15 protein-coding genes are annotated in these 16,105 nt (G+C 64.4%); 9 read left to right on the plus strand and 6 right to left on the minus strand.

From position 1 onward, the window contains the following. The first annotated feature begins 1 nt into the window (after position 1). The 3 genes from OHB23_RS09155 to OHB23_RS09165 all read left to right on the plus strand — a co-directional run bounded on the left by OHB23_RS09155 (position 2) and on the right by OHB23_RS09165 (position 3,975). Entirely contained in the window at positions 2-742 is a 741-nt protein-coding gene (locus OHB23_RS09155; protein WP_328811394.1) for an amino acid ABC transporter permease, read from the plus strand. 26 nt (positions 743-768) lie between these two features. After that, a complete protein-coding gene (locus OHB23_RS09160) occupies positions 769-1,518 on the plus strand; it encodes an amino acid ABC transporter ATP-binding protein (RefSeq protein ID WP_328811614.1) in 750 nt (249 codons plus the stop codon). Between the two features lie 222 nt (positions 1,519-1,740). Beyond that, positions 1,741-3,975: an NADP-dependent isocitrate dehydrogenase gene (locus tag OHB23_RS09165; protein ID WP_328811395.1), complete on the plus strand. Its 2,235-nt coding sequence runs from the start codon at positions 1,741-1,743 to the stop codon at positions 3,973-3,975. Positions 3,976-4,068: 93 nt separating this feature from the next. On the opposite strand, the gene OHB23_RS09170 is transcribed toward OHB23_RS09165, so the two are convergent. Then, positions 4,069-5,130, minus strand: a complete 1,062-nt coding sequence (locus OHB23_RS09170) for a hypothetical protein (protein ID WP_328811396.1) — start codon at positions 5,128-5,130, stop codon at positions 4,069-4,071. Positions 5,131-5,247: 117 nt separating this feature from the next. On the opposite strand from OHB23_RS09170, the gene OHB23_RS09175 reads away from it, so the two are divergent. The 3 genes from OHB23_RS09175 (at position 5,248) to OHB23_RS09185 (ending at position 7,672) form a co-directional block, all read left to right on the plus strand. Continuing rightward, positions 5,248-5,628 carry a nuclear transport factor 2 family protein gene (locus OHB23_RS09175; protein WP_328811397.1) on the plus strand — a complete coding sequence of 127 codons (381 nt, stop codon included), beginning with the start codon at positions 5,248-5,250 and terminating at the stop codon, positions 5,626-5,628. Between the two features lie 52 nt (positions 5,629-5,680). Beyond that, entirely contained in the window at positions 5,681-6,190 is a 510-nt protein-coding gene (locus OHB23_RS09180; protein WP_328811398.1) for a hypothetical protein, read from the plus strand. A gap of 111 nt (positions 6,191-6,301) precedes the next feature. After that, positions 6,302-7,672: a cytochrome P450 gene (locus OHB23_RS09185; protein ID WP_328811399.1), complete on the plus strand. Its 1,371-nt coding sequence runs from the start codon at positions 6,302-6,304 to the stop codon at positions 7,670-7,672. A 4-nt stretch (positions 7,673-7,676) separates the two neighbouring features. Here OHB23_RS09185 and OHB23_RS09190 read toward each other — a convergent pair whose 3' ends face one another. The 3 genes from OHB23_RS09190 to OHB23_RS09200 all read right to left on the minus strand — a co-directional run bounded on the left by OHB23_RS09190 (position 7,677) and on the right by OHB23_RS09200 (position 10,530). After that, complete coding sequence (locus OHB23_RS09190) at positions 7,677-8,252, minus strand: zeta toxin family protein (RefSeq protein WP_056073380.1); 576 nt, start codon at positions 8,250-8,252, stop codon at positions 7,677-7,679. Positions 8,253-8,256: 4 nt separating this feature from the next. After that, positions 8,257-8,607 (minus strand): TA system antitoxin ParD family protein, encoded by a 351-nt coding sequence (locus OHB23_RS09195; RefSeq protein ID WP_052493090.1) that lies wholly within the window; start codon positions 8,605-8,607, stop codon positions 8,257-8,259. Positions 8,608-8,676: 69 nt separating this feature from the next. Beyond that, a complete protein-coding gene (locus tag OHB23_RS09200; protein WP_328811400.1) occupies positions 8,677-10,530 on the minus strand; it encodes a DEAD/DEAH box helicase in 1,854 nt (617 codons plus the stop codon). Between the two features lie 433 nt (positions 10,531-10,963). Here OHB23_RS09200 and OHB23_RS09205 point away from each other — a divergent pair, with 433 nt between their 5' ends. Both OHB23_RS09205 and OHB23_RS09210 read left to right on the plus strand, forming a co-directional pair. Next, positions 10,964-11,431 carry a 5' nucleotidase, NT5C type gene (locus OHB23_RS09205; protein WP_307108433.1) on the plus strand — a complete coding sequence of 156 codons (468 nt, stop codon included), beginning with the start codon at positions 10,964-10,966 and terminating at the stop codon, positions 11,429-11,431. Next, the gene (locus OHB23_RS09210; RefSeq protein ID WP_328811401.1) at positions 11,428-12,180 is read left to right on the plus strand and encodes a hypothetical protein; all 753 of its coding nucleotides are present in this window, start codon (positions 11,428-11,430) and stop codon (positions 12,178-12,180) included. Before OHB23_RS09205 ends, OHB23_RS09210 begins: the two co-directional genes overlap by 4 nt. Before the next feature lie 8 nt (positions 12,181-12,188). On the opposite strand, the gene OHB23_RS09215 is transcribed toward OHB23_RS09210, so the two are convergent. Both OHB23_RS09215 and OHB23_RS09220 read right to left on the minus strand, forming a co-directional pair. Beyond that, on the minus strand, positions 12,189-13,814 hold the full coding sequence (locus OHB23_RS09215) for a long-chain fatty acid--CoA ligase (RefSeq protein ID WP_328811402.1): 1,626 nt from the start codon (positions 13,812-13,814) through the stop codon (positions 12,189-12,191). An 87-nt stretch (positions 13,815-13,901) separates the two neighbouring features. Continuing rightward, positions 13,902-14,708, minus strand: coding sequence for an acyl-CoA thioesterase (locus OHB23_RS09220; RefSeq protein WP_328811403.1), 807 nt, complete (start codon positions 14,706-14,708; stop codon positions 13,902-13,904). A gap of 258 nt (positions 14,709-14,966) precedes the next feature. Between OHB23_RS09220 and chvE the strand changes: the two genes are divergently transcribed. Continuing rightward, on the plus strand, positions 14,967-16,103 hold the full coding sequence (chvE, locus tag OHB23_RS09225) for a multiple monosaccharide ABC transporter substrate-binding protein (RefSeq protein WP_328811404.1): 1,137 nt from the start codon (positions 14,967-14,969) through the stop codon (positions 16,101-16,103). Positions 16,104-16,105: the final 2 nt, after the last annotated feature.

Consider the following 16,105-nt stretch of genomic DNA (forward strand, 5'->3'; position numbering starts at 1 on the left):
CATGTGGTCGTGGGACGCGTTCTTCTCCATCCTCACCAGTACGCAGCTGCTGGAGGGCGCCTGGGTGACCATTTGGCTCACCGTGGTGAGCTTGATTCTGGGGCTCGTGCTGGCGGTGGTCGTCGCGGTCGCCCGGTCGTCGAAGTTCCTGCCGTTCCGCGCGGTATCGGGGTTCTATGTCTGGCTGATGCGAGGGACCCCGCTGCTCGTGCAGCTCGTCATCATCTACACCGGGCTGCCCCAGGTCGGTATCAAGCTCGGCGTCATCGAGGCGGCGCTGCTCGGACTGGTGCTGAACGAGGCCGCTTACCTGTCCGAGATCGTGCGATCCGGACTGCTGTCCGTCCCGACGGGGCAGACGGAAGCGGCACGAGCGCTGGGGATGTCGCCGACCAAGGTGTTCCGCGTCGTCGTGCTGCCTCAGGCGCTGCGCGTCATGATCCCTCCGCTCGGCAACAGCTTCAACGGCCTGCTGAAGACGACGACGCTGGTCTCGGTGATCTCCGTCCAGGAGCTGTTGCGCCGCACGCAGTTCCTGGTCCAGGTGAACTTCAGGGTGCTCGAGGGGCTGTGCGCAGCAGCGCTCTACTTCCTCCTGCTCACCACGCTCTGGGGTCTGATCCAGAAGCGCCTGGAAGCACGAGCTGGACGTGGATACGACAGGAACTACCGTCGCAAAGGGAGAACCGACATGGCTGCGCTCGACGACAGTGTCATCGACGCGGAGGCGGTGAACCGATGACCGACCAGGCGATCGCGAACCTGACGATGATCGACGTTCAGGACATGACGAAGGCGTTCAACGATCTCGTGGTGCTCGACGGCATCGACTTCCGCGTGGCCAAGGGCGAGGTGGTGCTTCTCCTCGGGCCGTCGGGAAGCGGGAAGAGCACGTTGCTCCGCACGCTCAACTGCCTCGAGACCATCGAGTCGGGGACGGTCCGGGTGTGTGGGGAACTGATGGGGTTCTCCGACGACGGCAAGCGGACACCGCTGTCCGAGGCGAACATCGCCCGGCAGCGCCATTACACGGGGATGGTGTTCCAGAACTTCAACCTGTTCCCGATGATGACGGCGCTCGACAACGTGGCCGCCGGCCCACGGCACGTGCTCGGAACGCCCAAGGACAAGGCGCGAGCGCAGGCTCAGGAGCTGCTCACGCTCGTCGGCCTCGGTGACAAGAGTGAGAACTACCCGTCGCAGCTCTCCGGCGGTCAACAGCAGCGGGTGGCCATCGCGCGAGCGCTCGCGATGAAGCCCGAGGTCATGCTGTTCGACGAGCCGACCTCGGCGCTGGATCCCGAGATGGTGAAGGAGGTTCTCGACGTCATGCTGCGACTGCGCGACGAGGGGATGACCATGGTCGTGGTGAGTCACGAGATGGGGTTCGCGCGAGCGGCCGCCGATCGCGTGGTGTTCATGAGCGACGGGCGCATCGTCGAGGAAGCGGCGCCGAGTGAGTTCTTCGACAATCCGCGTAACGAACGCACGAAGCAGTTCCTCAGTCGAATGCTGTGAGTCACCGGCGCCCGACCTCCGCCGCCGGTCACGGCAGGTTACTCACCGGTAGCCTCTCGGATCGCCGCTGGAAGATCGTCGGCGCAGGTCAGGTTATGTCTCGAGACACATCGAGCCCGCTGGACCGGGGTCGCCACAACACAGCCCTGCACGACTAAAGTTGTCTCCGAGCCCACAAGGACAGACGACGTCGAGCAGACGGAAAACGAGGCAAGACCTGCAATGACTGAGAAAAAGCCGACCATCATCTACACCCTGACCGACGAGGCGCCCATGCTGGCGACTCACGCGTTCCTGCCGGTCATCCGCACTTTCGCCAGCGCAGCCGGGATCGAGGTGGAGTCGAGCGACATCTCCGTTGCCAGTCGCATCCTCGCCGAGTTCCCCGATTACCTGGACGAGGACCAGCGGGTGCCGGACAACTTGGCCGAGCTGGGCAAGCTGACCCAGCTGCCCGACACGAACATCATCAAGCTCCCCAACATCAGCGCCTCGGTACCGCAGCTGCATGCCGCGATCAAGGAACTGCAGGACAAGGGCTACAAGATCCCCGACTTCCCGGGCAACCCGAAGACGGACGAGGAGCGGGAGATCCGCGACCGCTACACCAAGTGCCTCGGTAGCGCCGTCAACCCCGTCCTCCGTGAGGGCAACTCCGACCGCCGCGCGCCGAAGGCCGTCAAGGAGTACGCGCGCAAGCACCCGCACAGCATGACCGAGTGGTCGCCGGCGTCGCGCACACATGTCGCGCACATGCGCGAGGGCGATTTCTACCACGGTGAGAAGTCGATGACCGTCCAGGGCGACCGCGAGGTCAAGATGGAGCTCGAGACGACGAGCGGCAAGACCGTCGTCCTCAAGCCGAAGGTCTCGCTGACCGACGGCGACGTCATCGACAGCATGTTCATGAGCGCGAAGGCGCTGGACAAGTTCTACGAAGAGCAGATGCAGGACGCGTACGAGACCGGCGTCATGTTCTCCCTACACGTCAAGGCCACGATGATGCGGGTCTCGCACCCCATCGTCTTCGGTCACGCGGTGCGCGTCTTCTACAAGGACGCTTTCGCCAAGCACAATGAGCTGTTCGAAGAGCTCGGAGTCAACGTCAACAACGGCCTCTCCGATCTCTACAGCAAGATCGACACCCTCCCGGCGTCGAAGCGCGACGAGATCGTCGAAGATCTGCACAAGTGCCACGAGCATCGTCCCGAGCTGGCCATGGTCGACTCGGCGCGCGGCATCTCGAACTTCCACTCGCCCAGCGACGTCATCGTCGACGCCTCCATGCCCGCGATGATTCGCGCGGGCGGCAAGATGTGGGGAGCCGACGGCCGTCCCAAGGACACCAAGGCCGTCAACCCGGAGTCGACCTTCTCCCGCATCTACCAGGAGATGGTGAACTTCTGTAAGACGAACGGCCAGTTCGACCCGACAACTATGGGCACCGTTCCCAACGTCGGCCTCATGGCGCAGAAGGCCGAGGAGTACGGCTCGCACGACAAGACCTTCGAGATCGAAGAGGACGCCGTCGCGAACATCGTCGACGTGGCGACCGGCGAGGTCATGCTCACGCAGAACGTGGAGAAGGGCGACATCTGGCGCCTCTGCATCGTCAAGGACGCGCCGATCCAGGACTGGGTCAAGCTCGCCGTAAACCGTGCGCGTGACTCGGGAATGCCGGTGCTCTTCTGGCTCGACCCGTACCGCCCCCACGAGAACGAGCTGATCAAGAAGGTGCGCACGTACCTGAAGGATCACGACACCGAGGGCCTCGACATCCAGATCATGTCGCAGGTCCGCGCGATGCGGTACACGCTCGAGCGCGTCGTCCGTGGCCTGGACACGATCTCCGCGACCGGCAACATCCTCCGCGACTACCTCACGGACCTGTTCCCGATTCTCGAACTCGGCACCAGCGCCAAGATGTTGTCCATCGTTCCCCTGATGGCCGGCGGCGGACTGTACGAGACGGGCGCCGGCGGTTCCGCGCCGAAGCACGTCAAGCAGCTCATCGAGGAGAACCACCTCCGCTGGGACTCGCTCGGCGAGTTCCTCGCGCTGGCCGTGAGCCTCGAGGACCTGGGCAAGAAGACCGGTGGCAAGGCGAACGTTCTGGGCAAGGCCCTCGACGCCGCGACCGGCAAGCTGCTCGAGGAGAACAAGGGCCCGTCGCGCACCACCGGCGAGCTGGACAACCGCGGCAGCCAGTTCTACCTCGCCAAGTTCTGGGCGCAGGAGCTCGCGAACCAGACCGAGGACGAGGAGCTGGCGAAGCACTTCGCGCCGCTCGCCAAGACGCTGGCCGATCAGGAAGAGGCCATCGTCAAGGAGCTCGGCGACGCGCAGGGTGAGCCCGTCGACATCGGCGGGTACTACTACCCGGATCCCGAGAAGGCGACGTCGATCATGCGTCCGAGCAAGACGTTCAACGATGCGTTGGAGTCTGCGACCACGTAGTTCTCGACCATCTGGCCCATGCACGCGCGTCGTGCATGGGCCAGAGTTGTCTGTGGACTTTGGGCCCCGGAATCCGGGGTCTGAAGTCCACGATCAGGATCGACGCTCGAGATCCGCCGGCGTCGACGTGTCGAGACGACGACGATCGAGCGCCTCGATGAGTGCCGGCGCGTGAGAGTCCGGAACACAGAACTGTCCGTTCACCGGGACGATCAGTCCGAGGTCGACCATGGTTGCCAGTCGCACGAACACCCACGCGCTGACTTTCTCGATGTCGGTGTCGATGCCCGCGTCGAAAGCTTCGCCGTCATGGGCTGGGTCGTCGACCAGGGAGCGGACGAGGATGAACCACAGCGCCGCGCAGGCTGCGGCTATCTCCCGCTGCGGCGAGGCGTTCAGTGCGACAACGGGTTCCAAGCACGCGATGTAAGCCTCGACGAGACTTCTGCGTCGCCACTCCTCGCTCGGTGCCGAGAGCCAGTGATCGAATGCGTCTCCTGCTCGAAGTGTTCGATCCTCGTTGCGCAGGACGCCCACTCCCAACGCGGTCGCGATAACCACCTGGTACGTCACCGTCGACAGCAGTTCGCTGATGGTATCGCCTTCACCGGTCGGGCCGAGGGCGTCTCGAAGCTGCCTGCTCGAGCGCGGGTGTGCGAAGCAGGGGTCGGGAACGCTGCCGTTGTCTTCGCACCAGGCAGCAACCCGCCGGACGTGAGACGTCAGGGTGGTCGGACCGAGGGGTGCCGAGCGACGTCGCGGGACCGGTGCCATGCGTGGCGAGGAAACCCCGACCATCTCCGCGAGGTCGTTTGTCTGTGTCGGCGAAACACGTTCTTCGGCAATTAATCTCGCGAAGAGATCGAGCGCATCGACAGTGTCGTCGGGTGACCACGGTGTGTGTCCGCAGTCGTCGGCGTACACGTCTGTCTCGAACAACTCCAGTGGTATGTCGAATCCCGCGACCAGGATGTCGTGTTCGCGCCTAGTTCGGTCGACTGCCATCGCCGTCGAATATGCCGCCAACGGGTCTGTGGTGCAGCCTGACCGCACCAACCATTCGGCGAAACGTTTCAGCAAATCGTGCCAGCACCATGCCGGCCGTCTTTGCGCCGTGCGCTTTTCGGCCTTGGCCCTACGTTGGCTCTTACTCATCAGGTCCCCCCCAGGATCGTGTGCTCGGAGAGTACGGCCGGCGTACGACAGGACCTGATAGTGGAAATCTGGCCCCGGAAACCGGGGTTCATAGTCCACGATCATGAGGTGGGAGACATGACGATGGAGCACGTGATCGGTCTGGAGAAGGCACTACTCGATCCGGCGACGCGCTCATCGCAGACTGAACTCGACCGACTGCTCGACCCGTCGTTCGAGGAGATCGGCGCGTCGGGTCGGCTGTGGACGCGGCGGGAGATAGTTGCAGCGCTGATCGACGCGCCCGAGTCCGAGCCCATCGAGAGCGCGAACTTCAACGGCCGGAGGATCGCCGACGACATGGTTCACCTGACGTACGAGACCAGGCATGGAGGTCGGCACGCGCGCCGAAGCTCGTTGTGGCGTCGGGCGGACGATGGATGGAAGCTGCTGTTTCACCAGGGAACTCCAATCCAAGCGGTCGCCCGCAAGCGGTCGGCAGACATCAAGGCTCGGTAACAGTCACGAAACGATCGGTCTTTTTCCGCCTGACGGTGTCAGAGTGATGACCATGCGACAGACAACGCGTCGAGCGGCAGTGGCCTTGGCACTCGCGATCCCGGTGTTCCTGGGGGTGGGCGCGGGGACGGCATCCGCTGCGCCCCAGACGTCGATCTTGCAGGTGCCCGTCGTGACGGGGCTGGAGATCGGCCCGGTCAGCGTGCCCGGCGGGCTTATTCAAACCACGCCGATCGAGGTGACGGTGGGGGAGAGGCCGGGCTCGGTCCGGTTCTCCGCCGCCGACATCAAGCCGTACTATTACCAGTACAACTACCGGTGGATGACGGTGCAGTGGCGCAATCTTTCGACAGGAGCGGCCGGCGCCGTCGACTTCCGCCACTGGGCCTCCGAGGATCTCTCGGCCGTCGACCCGAACGCCGGCGCCCGAGGGCTCCCACTCGATGTCGTAGCAGATACCGGACCGGGTCAGGTAGCCATGGTGGTGACGCAGAGCCGCCAGTTCCCCGCGCCGTTCTCCGAGACATTGTTTCCGGGACTCGGTCTTCTGACGGTCCCGTGAGGTTGACCGTCACTCGTTGTGAACCATCCCAAGCGCAGTGACTTGCTGGGTACTACTGTCACGCTGAGTCCGGTTCGTGGCGGAGCCGGCCCTGTCGAGGAGCGTGGTGGCGTGGCGTCGGTGTTCGCTCAGCGCGCCAGCTACCAACGGCAGGGCATCCGGTTTGTCGGCGGACCGTTGCCGTTGTCGTCGGAGCGGAGGGTGTCCGACGCGTTCGGCAGGAAGTTGTCGCGCGACTACCTTTTCGTCGACGATCGAGAGTCCGACTTCATCGGTACCTGGCGTGGGAGTCGAGTGCAGCTGTACGCGGTGTCGCGCCGGGCCATCGAAGCGATCGTCAACCCGAAGATCGCCGGTGTGCACATCGATCGTGACACCGCCGCGCAGTATTCGTTCGGTCAACTGAGTCCCGAAGCGCTGACCTTCTCCTCTGCGCAACAGCCCCGTTTCCGCGACCGCAAACGCAACATGATCGTGGCGACGAGCGCCGGATCCGCCCGTGCAGCGATGACGCGCGCATTGCCGGCTCATGTTCGTGCGGACGACGACAGCATCGACCTGCGGCCGATCGTCACCGAGTGCGTACGCACTGCTGTGGCGGAGGCAGTGTGGGGTGACGCGGCGACGACAGTGATCGACTACGTCGACGAGAGCGGCGCCCATGAGGCGCTGCCGTTCGCAGATGCGATGTACGACAACTTCTTACGCCTTCGACGCTGTGCGAACGCCTATGCCATGAGAGTCGAGCCACGGCTGCAACGGTGGACGTTTTCGCGGGAGCAGCGGTGGATGCGAATCAACACTCGGACGCTGGTGCGGCACGCTTCGGTTCTGGCGGATATGCCGCTCGACGACACCATTGCCGGCCACATCAGGCGGTTGCACGGCATCTCGGGGTTCTCGTCGAACATGGTCCGTGACGACACCACGACGTCCTTCATCGCCGGCGTCGACACGAACCGCACGGCCATTCTCGCCACGCTGAAGCATCTGCTCGATCCCGCCAACACGCAGTGGAAGGACGCCTTCTCAGCTGCGCCCGTCGAGTCGCTGGGTGATTCTGCAGTGGTTCGTGCGTGCGTGATGGAAGCGTTGCGCATCGACACCCCCGGGTCCGTGTTCAACGGGCGGGTGATCGAAGACTGCCGCATCGCGCTCGGTGACGGCAGTGTCGATCTGCACCGTAATACGCTGGTGATGCCGAACATTCATGCCGCGCACGCGGTTCACGGTCCGACATTCGATCCGAACCGGATACTGAACGCCCACGCGACGGATCACGTCGCCCCGCTGGTAATCCCCTTCGGCAAGGGTCCGAGATCGTGCCCTGGCAAGTCGTTCGCGTCGTCGATGATCGCGGTGTTCGTGCACGACTTCCTTCAGGCGCACCCGGACGCCGCGGTGGACACGACGCACCCGGACAACGCCTATCCGATCCACACGGCATCCGAGCATGGTCTGCACGTGTCGCTGCGTGGCTGAGGTGTCAGGTCATCAGTGCGGCGGGAGCCCACGACGGCCATGACGGGTCCCCAACCAGTCGACCATGGTCGTAACGAGCGATAACGCGAAAGGGGTTGCTTGCGTTGGTATTGTCGTAGACGCGGGCATTTTCGACGACATCGATCGCGGATCGAACCAAGGGCCACAGGCGCACGTATCGCTCACGGACCTTTGCCTCGGGCACGGAATGACCGCCGATCTCGACGCGGTTGACGACGCGGGCTACGGCCAGGTCGACCGGAATGGCGACGATATGAAGTGTGACGAGGTACCCGGCCTCGTTCGCCGTCTCGATCAGATCGAGCTTCGACGGATGCGAGAAGACTGTCTCGGTGACGAACGACGCGGCCTGTGCGAGTAAGGCCACCCGCTGTTCGGCGGCCAACCTCGATGCGTCGTACGCGTGCGCTTGTTCGTCACCGGGCCAGTTCTCGGTAGCGATCTCGTCGGCGTTGACGAAGGGAAGATGAGTGACGGGCGCCAGCACCCGAGCAAAGAAGGTGCTCTTGCCGGCGCCGTTCGGGCCGGCAAGCAGGTGCAGGACCGGGTCGCGGGTCATTCCGTCAGGGACGATGCTCGATCACAGCGCCGTCTTCGTCGCATTCGACGAAGGCCCGTCCTTCTGCCTCGAATTCGCTGCGCAGATCCAGGCCTTCTGACATCGCGTCGATTCGCTCGGACCATTCCGCGCGTACGACTGCCTGCTCTCGCGGGGTGAGCGCGTCGTAGTTCTGCCGACCTGCCAATACCCCGGCGATGTCGCGTGAGGCTATGTGATGTGAGGCCTCGATCTCACGCCCGACCAGTGCCCAGTGTGCAATTTGTTGGGCTGCGCTCCGGCTCGACGCACTGCCGACCAGCTTCGCCGATGCATACAGTTCATCGTCGACCCGTAGCGATGACGTCGTACCCATGAGCTGCTCCGTTCGTTGTCGTGCACCCAGTGTAGCAATCTGCCACAGCTATGTACTGCCGGATGATGACTAGCTGTCAGCAGTAACCCGAGCCGCCAGGAACGCTTCCGGATCGATCAGATCGGCCTGACCGACGATCGATCCCAGGTCGGCGATTCGCTCCACTCCGGTCAGCACCATCTCCTCCTCGACGGTCCCCTCGGCGTAGCCGTAGTAGCAGGTGGACGTCGTGTGGTTGTGGTCCTTGTCGATGCGGTTGGCGCGGCCCTCGATCTGGCGGATGTCGATGGGTGTCCACCGAGGGTCGTGGATCAGCGTCACCCGGGGCGCGAGGGTGGACGCCGTGCCTTCGGGCAGCAGCATCTCGTTGGTGTGCAGATTGATGGCGCTCGTGGTGGTGGACACGATGACGGTGGCGTCCCCTGTCTGGAAGCGCCGGATCTCGGCCTCCTGCTCCGGACTGCTCATGCTTCCGTCGACCACCGCAACGGCAAGCCCGCTCTCGCGCAAGTCGTCGGCGAGAGCGGCGACGGACTCGCGGTAGAACATCGACACGAACACCTGGTTGCCGGCCTTCACCCACGTGCGCACTTGGTCGGCGGACGCGGGAATGCGGAGGTACGAACACTTCTGGCGGAACCGCAGCGTTGCAGCGCGAACACTCGGATTCTTCTGCAGCACCCGTTTGCCGCCGGACACCTTCCACATCGGCAGCCCGACCTCCTTGCGGTAGTCGACCCACGCGGAGTTGTAGAGCCGCTTCTGCGCGGCGGTCAGCTCTTGCCCGAGCGGTTCACGTGGCGTGGGCGGGGACGGTCGCGAGATCGACCACGGCACAGCACCTCCCGACAACCACCCGTGCACGGCAGCGATATCGCGCTCGCGGCGGGCAGCATCTTCTGGCTCCCAGCGCCACGTGGCCAGCCCGGTCGACGCCTTGCCGGCCTTGATCGCGAAGCCGGACTCTTCGAGGAAGTTGGCCCACTTCACGGTGAGGGCGTAGCCGAGCTGGTCGTCGTCGCCCATGATCTCGACGCCGCGTGACTGCTCGATCGCGCGCGCCATGTACGCGAAGTGCAGCGGCTGGTAGCCGGGGGTCGCGGACATCCACACCACCGACCGCGCGGCTTCCTGGTAGCGCCACACGATCTGCGACTGCTGCGATTCGATGTTCATCAACGCATGGCACTCGTCGGCGATAACCACGTCGATCTCGAATCGCAGTTCGCCGAGTGTGATCGTTCGCTTGTTCTGTGTCCGTTTGCGTTTCCCCAGATCGGTGTCCGGTGGGACCGACAGGAGCTTCTTCGTCGACTGGTACGTGACCAGAAGCCAGCGCTTGCGGTCGGAGGGCTCGATATCGGCCTCACTGTCCGCGATCGTCCGACGCCACCCCGGTAGTGCTCCCTTCGGTGCGACGACCAGGACGGTGCCGATCTCGGTAGCAGACATCTGCCGCACCGCCTCGCACACCGACAGGGTCTTGCCCAAGCCGGTGGAGTCCATCTGTGCGAAGTAGGGGAAGCCCTCCTCGAGGGCAGTGAGCTGCCGATGCACCGATTCGAGCTGGGTGTCGCGGGGCAGCAGCGAACGGGCATGCACTGTCTCGGGACGCCAGGTCTCGTTGGCGTCGTCCTCGAGCCACCGCTGCAGGCTGTACGGCATCGACTCGTACGGCTGCAGGTACTCGGGCAACTCGGTCCCGTAGTACGCGAACACTCGCGGGCCGGGGTACCAGCGCGCTCCCGCAGCACTCGCGGCGGAGCGTTCCTCGAAGGGAACGTCCAGCACCCACACGCGCTCGCCGGCGTCGGGCACGCGCAGGTCCGGAGCTGCGGTCTTCTTCGCGGGTGCGCGGCGCCTGGTCGGCTTCTTCGCGGTGCCGGCGAATTTCCGGGCTGCGCTGCTCTGCCCGGCCTTCACAGTGCGAGTCGTGGTAGAGCGTCTACGTGGTGGCATCGGGAACATCCTCTCCGATCGCAACTGGTGGTCACGACAAGGGTCGTCGGTGGGAGTGGGGTCCCTCGCCGTGGGAACCAGGCACTGCCGAGAGTGGCATCGACGTCCGACACCGTCGACAGGGTTGGATACGACCGCGCCATATCCAACCTTGTGGCCATAAGGTTGGGTATGGCCCGATGCAGGGGCCGGTAACTCAGTCCCTGCGTTGCTCACCACGCCAGGGACGTGGTGGGCTCAGCGACTGGTTTCCCTGGTGTGACACAGCCAGTGCACAGAGTAATTAGTGAAATGTGTGAGTGAACAATCGAGGCCGCATCCGTGTCAGTGCGCACTGCTAGGTTGATGTTGCCTCCACTCGGACGGCAACCCCCTCATTGTTTCAACCGGGAGACGCATGCCTGAAAAGAAGATTCTGTACGTCGATCTAGACAACACGCTGGTCGACTTTCAATCCGGTATCAAGCGACTACACCCGTCCGAAATCGTCGGGCTCGAGGATGACCTGGACGAGGTTCCGCGCATCTTCTCGCTCATGGATCCGATCGACGGCGCTTTGGACGCCTACAGGCTGCTCGCGGAGCATTTCGATACGTACATCTTGTCCACTGCCCCGTGGAAGAACGCCCAGGCGTGGCACGACAAGGTCAAGTGGGTGCAGTGGCACCTGGGCTACGAGTCGGGGTCGGTGGCCTACAAGCGCCTCATCCTCTCTCACCACAAGAATCTCAACCGGGGTGACTTTCTGGTGGACGATCGAGGTGCCAACGGTGCGAAGGAATTCGAGGGTGAGTTGATCCCCTTCGGTACCGGGAACTTCAAGACCTGGGCCCAGGTCACGAAATATCTTCTCCCGCTGGCGTGACCGGCGAGGAAGGCCTGTCCGCCGAATTGTCCGCCACTGCGGAGCTTCTCAGCAGGACGGGCGACCTGGATGAGTCGAGCGCACCCACCCCTTGGCTGGTGAGGCAGGTCCTTTCATCGCAGCACGATGACGTGCAGTTGACACACTGGACGGCGTCGACGGTGATCGACGACAACGTGCAGGCGCCGGTGTTCGACGAGGCAACCTTTACCTGGCTCCATCGAGGCCTGCCCGGTGGTTACGAATTCCCCAACGGCCATGCGGGACTCATGCATACCTACGGCTACCTGCTGTCGACGGTGATCACCCCGTACGGACTGAAGCGTCAGAGGTGGCTCACGAACGACCTGGCCATCGCGTTCGGCAAGGAACCCACGTACCTTCAGCCGACGGCATCCGAGACCCCTCTGATGGAGCGCGTCGCATCCACGGTCCTGCCGGCGCTCAGCGATCCGGTCGGAACCACACGCGTCGTCCTCGCCTTCGACGAGGTGGTCGACACCGTCAACGCGATGCGCACCGTCTTCGTGGCCGATCCCGGAAGCGGTTCCACCGCAGTCGTGTACGGACTGGTGACGAGCTCGAAGACCCAGATCGTCTCGACCTTCCCGGTCCAGCCTTTGGCGCAGGAATGGGCGCGGACTCGACTGAGTGAGCCGACCCGGTACCGCTTCAACTACGCCCCACCCACAGCTTCACCGGGAAGCGCCTTCGACGGGTCAACGGAAGTACTCGTGTCCCGCGTCTGACGTTCGTGTCAGCCGACCTCGACGACCTCCAACGCACCATCCGCATGCGACCCGCGCAGCCGCTTCTTGTCGAACTTGCCGACACTCGTCTTCGGCACCTCGTCGATGAAGGTCCAGCGTTCCGGCAACTGCCAGTGCGCAACTCGGCCGTCGAGGAAGTCGCGGAGCTCCTCCGCGGTCACGGTCTGACCCTCGCGCACGACGACGGCGACGAGTGGTCGCTCGTCCCACTTCTCATCGGGCACACCGATGACCGCGGCCTCGCGCACAGCGGAATGCTCCATGACGTGGTTCTCGAGCTCGACGGACGAGATCCATTCCCCACCGGACTTGATGATGTCCTTCGACCGGTCCGTCAGCGTCAGGTATCCGCCCTCGGAGATGGTGCCGACATCGCCGGTCCGCAGCCACCCGTCGTCGAACTTGTCGGACGCGTCGCTGCGGTAGTAGCTGCCCGTGATCCACGGCCCGCGCACCTCGAGTTCGCCGACGTGCGTGCCGTCCCACGGCAAGACGGTGCCCGAATCGTCGACCAGGCGAGCACGGATAGCGGACACGAAACGTCCCTGGGTGCAACGTAAGTCGAACTCGTCTTCCGGAGACAGTCCGACGTCGGGGCGCCCGGACGTGCCGAGCGGCGACGTCTCCGTCATGCCCCACGCCTGGGAGATGGGAACGCCGTACTTCTCGTGGAACGCCCGCATCAGGCTCGGCGGGCACGCGCTGCCGCCCACGGTGACGTCGCGCAGGCTCGACAGGTCCGCCGGGTGGTCCTCGAGGTGGGCGAGCAGTGCCTGCCAGATGGTGGGGACAGCGGCGGCTGCGGTGGGTCGCAGCGTCGTCATCATCTCCGCGAGCGGCGCCGGCTGCAGGAAGCGGTCCGGCATGATGAGTGAGGCCCCCACCATCAGCGCGGCGTACGGCAGTCCCCAGGACATGGCGTGGAACATCGGCACGATGGCGAGCACGGTGTCCGACTGCGCGAGCGCCATGGCATCGGTCATGCAGACCTGCATCGAGTGCAGCCAAATCGATCGGTGCGAGTAGACGACGCCTTTCGGGTCACCGGTGGTGCCCGAGGTGTAACACATTGCTGCAGCGGATCGTTCGTCGAGCTCGGGCCAGTCGTACTCGTCGGGGTGGCCTGCGAGCACGTCCTCGTAGCCCAGCACCTCGATGTGGTCCGGTGCCTGCACCTGTGCGGGGTCGGCGCCCACGACGACGAGGTGCCGCACGGTCGTCATGGTCGGCAGGAGCGGCGTCAGCAGGGGGAGCAGGCTGGCGTCGGCGATGATGACGCTGTCCTCGGCGTGCTCGACGATGTACGTGAGCTGCTCGGGGAACAGGCGGATGTTCAGCGTGTGCAGCACGGCACCCATGGCCGGCACGGCCATGTAGGCCTCCATGTGCTGCGAGTTGTTCCACATGCAGGTGGCGACGCGCTGGTCCCCGTCGATCCCGAGCGCTCGAAGACCGTGGGCGAGTCTGGCGGCGCGTCGACCGAGCTCGGCGAAGGTGATGTTCGACGGCCCCGCCTCGCTCCACGTGGTGATCGTCGCCGATGCGTGCATCGACGTGCCGTATCGAACGAGCTGGCCGATGGACAACGGGGTGTCCTGCATGGTGCTCTTCATGACTCTCCTGCCGGTCGATCCGCGAGGCGCACGACCTACGTGCCCTGTGTCACATTGTGCACACTGCGGCTCGGCAGGGACCCGATATCAGTCCTTGTAGTAGACGACCTGGTGTCCGGTGGCGAGGAGAGTGCCGCTGGTGCTCCACAGCTCGGCGGTCTGGTCGAAGTAGCCCTGATGGAATCGTCGTGCGTGCGCGGTCCCGAGGACGTACCCGTCGTACTGAGCCGCGAGATCCTCCGCCGTCGCGAAGTAGTGCACGGTGAGCGAGATGGTTCCGGCGGCGACGTACTTCCCGCGCCGCTGGAAGACCCGCGGGTAGAAAATGTCGCTCATCGACGTCAGGGACGCGAAGTCCATCGGGCGCGGGGGAGAGTCCCGGACCCACAGCGTCGCAACGGAATCGGCGGACTCCGTCTCGGTCAATGCACCGGCGGTGAACCGCATCTCGTAGTTGTTCGCCCAGGCGATGAACTCGGGGAAGTCGACCGTGTCGACGTCCGCGGGGTCGGGCATCGCGGGCGGCGACGACTCGAGGGCGTCCCAGGTGGTGCGACGCGTACCGAAGACCGCGGTCGCGGTGGTGGCGACCGTGCCGTCCTGGCTCAGCTCCAGGTACCAGTGCTGGTTGCTGCGATTCGTCCGCACGGCGCGAGTGGAGATCTCGAACTCGCCCTCGGCGATGGGCCCCGCGAAGTTCACGGTCAGCGTCACCGGGTCGCCCAGTCGATCGGGATGAAGCTCGACGGCCCGGACCAGCGTCGCGGCGGTGAGCCCGCCGAAGGGGCCGACCATGTTGTTGTACGGCGCGGAGGTCCGGCCGCGGTAGCGACCGTCGCCCAGAGGCTCGAGGGTGAGGCCGTCGTCGAAGGCGTGCGATCCGGGGTGAGTCATGAGTCGTCCTGATTCGGTAGTTGTATGCACCGAAGCATAACGGTGGTCTGAGCTGGGTGGTGCCAACGCGGATCGACTGGCGGAGCCTGTTAGCGCTAACACGTCGCAAAGTCCAGTTAGAAGGACGCGTTGACATCGTCGATGTTATCGCTCACACTCGCTGAGCGGTGTGATTCACACCACTCGACAGCAGCATGATCCGCAGCACGGCGAATCGAATGCCGTCCCTGCCGACCAGCCACCACCCGAGGAGACACGATGAAGTTCCGACACCTACCGGTGGCTGCGGCCGCGGTGGCGATAGCGATCACGGTGACCGCGTGCGGGTCCAGCACGAAGACCGCCGACGTCGCCCCCTCGGCGGGCGGTGACACGGCCGGCGCTCTGATCGGTGTCACCATGCCGACCAAGTCGTCCGCTCGATGGATCGCCGACGGCGACAACCTCAAGAGCGCGCTCGAGTCGAAGGGCTACAAGGTCGACCTGCAGTACGCCGAGAACGACATCCCCACCCAGGTCAACCAGATCGAGAACCAGATCACCCAGGGCGCGAAGCTGCTGATCGTCGCCTCCGTGGACGGCACCGCCATCACCACGCAGCTGCAGGAAGCCAAGGACAACGGCATCGGCGTCATCGCCTACGACCGTCTGATCCGCAACTCGCCGAACGTCGACTACTACGCCACCTTCGACAACTACAAGGTCGGCGTCGACCAGGCCACGTCCCTGCTGGTCGGCCTCGGCCTGAAGAACGAGGACGGCACCGACAAGGCCGACGCCCCCGCCGGCCCGTTCAACATCGAGGTCTTCGCCGGTTCGCCCGACGACAACAACGCCACCTTCTTCTTCGACGGTGCCATGGAGACCCTGAAGCCGTACCTGGACAAGGGAACCCTGAAGATCGGCAGCGGCGAGTCCGACTTCGAGACGGCCGCGACCCTTCGTTGGGACCCGGCGACCGCCCAGAAGCGCATGGAGGACCTGCTGACCAAGACGTACTCGTCGGGTCAGAAGGTGCAGGGCGTGCTCTCGCCCTACGACGGTCTGTCCATCGGAATCCTGTCCGCGCTCAAGAGCAACGGATACGGAACCGCCGGCCAGCCTTACCCGATCGTCACCGGTCAGGACGCCGAGGTTCCGTCGGTCAAGTCGATCATCGCCGGTGAGCAGTACGCCACCATCTACAAGGACACCCGCGAGTTGGCGGCGGTCACCATCCAGATGGCGCAGGCAGTTCTCGAGGGCCAGACCCCCGAGACCAACAACACGACCGATTACGACAACGGTGAGAAGGTCGTTCCCGCCTACCTGCTGCAGCCCGAAATCGTCTACAAGGACAACTACGAGAAGCTCCTCGTCGACGGCGGCTACTACACCGACGATCAATTGAAGTGAGT

The organism is Rhodococcus sp. NBC_00294 (genome assembly GCF_036163995.1).
Classification (GTDB): domain Bacteria; phylum Actinomycetota; class Actinomycetes; order Mycobacteriales; family Mycobacteriaceae; genus Rhodococcoides.